The organism is Bacillus cereus group sp. N6, from assembly GCF_016483705.1.
Taxonomy (GTDB): domain Bacteria; phylum Bacillota; class Bacilli; order Bacillales; family Bacillaceae_G; genus Bacillus_A; species Bacillus_A wiedmannii.
In genome coordinates this window covers 1-1,745 of sequence record NZ_JAEHBI010000151.1, presented here as the reverse complement: position 1 = coordinate 1,745, position 1,745 = coordinate 1, and the positions used below count along the sequence as shown (strand labels likewise).

Genomic DNA, 1,745 nt, shown 5'->3' with positions numbered 1-1,745 from the left:
CTTGGAAAAGTGCCAAATGCTAGAGAATTTTTTATTGGTACAGATGGTTTTGTTCGTGATGGATTCCTGGACAAGACGAAAGAACGAGCAATGAACATTCTAAAAGGAAGAGATTTAGAAGATCCATTGTTCCCCTTCATCTGCAAGATTGATAACCCGGAAGAAATTGATAATCCTGATGTGTGGGAAAAGGCGAATCCTATGTTTAGTGAACCAAGAAGTCCTTATGCTAAAGGGTTATTCAAAAAGGTATTCACTCAATATAAACAGTTAGCAAATAATCCATCAAACCGTGAAGAATTCATAACAAAACGTATGAATTACCCCGAAACAGATTTAACAAAGTCTGTAGCTTCATGGGAAGAAATACTGCGTACAGGTTTTGAAGAAGATGGGGAGACACTTAGGAGAATTCCAGATTTAAGACATAAAACTGCTGTGGGTGGCCTCGATTATGCAAGAATTAAAGACTTCGCGGCAGTTGGTTTGCTCTTTAAACATGGTCAGGACTACATTTGGAAATCTCATTCTTTTGTAAGAAAAGGTTTTTTAGACACAGTGAAGTTAAAAGTTCCTATTCAGGAATGGGAAGAAAAAGGGTTGCTTACGGTTGTGGATGAACCTGTTATTCACATCCAACATATTGTAGATTGGTTTGTAAACATGCGTGAAATATATGGATTCAATACAATTGTAGCTGATAATTTCCGACTAGATCTCGTGAAAGCGGCACTGGAAGCAGAAGGTTTCACGTTACTATATATCCGTAATCCAAGAGCAATTCATTCGCTTTTAGCTCCGCGGGTTGAAACGCTATTTGCAAATGGACACATTATTTTTGGGGATAATCCATTAATGCGTTGGTACACCAACAACGTCTATGTCCACATCAAAAAAGACGGTAACAAAGAATATCTGAAAAAAGATGAGGATAAGCGCAAAACCGATGGTTTTCAAGCTTTTATTCATGCACTATGGCAAGCGGATAACATTCTTGAGGATGAATTCGACTTTATGTTAGATGGCATTAAGTTCTAATACGAGGGGGTGATAATCATTGGATGGCTGGATGCGGTATTGAAAAGAAATAGTGAAGTAGGATTTATGTTTGATGTGGAGATGTTTATAGATAGGGCAAATAGAGTCCACATGAAGCGACTAGCGATTGATACGTGTATTTCTTTTTTAGGAAGGACAATTAGTCAGTCCGAATTTAGAGTGAAAAACGGTGAAGAATTCGAAAAGGATGAACTGTATTATCGATTAAATGTTAGACCGAATAAGAATATGACCGCAAGTACCTTTTGGGAAAGGTTCATTTACAAACTGATTTATGATAATGAAGCTCTCATTGTACAAGCCGATGATGGTGACCTACTTATCGCTGATGACTTTGAACATAACGAATACGCTGTGTTTGAAGATACTTTTACGAATGTCACTGTAAAAGATTATCAGTTTAAGAGAAGCTTTAAACAAAGTGAAGTCATGCATGTAAGATATCGGAATGATAAGTTATCACCTCTTATCGATGGTTTGTTTACTGATTATGGTGATTTATTCGGCAGGATATTAAGTTCTCAAAAGCGAAAAAATCAAATTCGCGGAACAGTTGATATGGACATGATCGCTGCAAAGAGTGAAAAACATCAAGCCAAACTGCAAGAATTCATTGATAACATGTATAAAGCGATTGGAGAAAAAGACGTTGCTATTATCCCACAACAACCAGGTTTTAAGTATGC

2 protein-coding genes are annotated in these 1,745 nt (G+C 37.0%); both read left to right on the top strand.

Annotated features, from left to right (window positions below; all coding sequences use genetic code 11):
- The coding region (locus JDS99_RS30530; protein ID WP_199696459.1) for a terminase TerL endonuclease subunit at positions 1-1,038 on the top strand (1,038 nt) is incomplete at its 5' end.
- A 9-nt stretch (positions 1,039-1,047) separates the two neighbouring features.
- On the top strand, positions 1,048-1,745 hold a 698-nt coding region (locus JDS99_RS30525), incomplete at its 3' end, for a phage portal protein (RefSeq protein WP_199696458.1).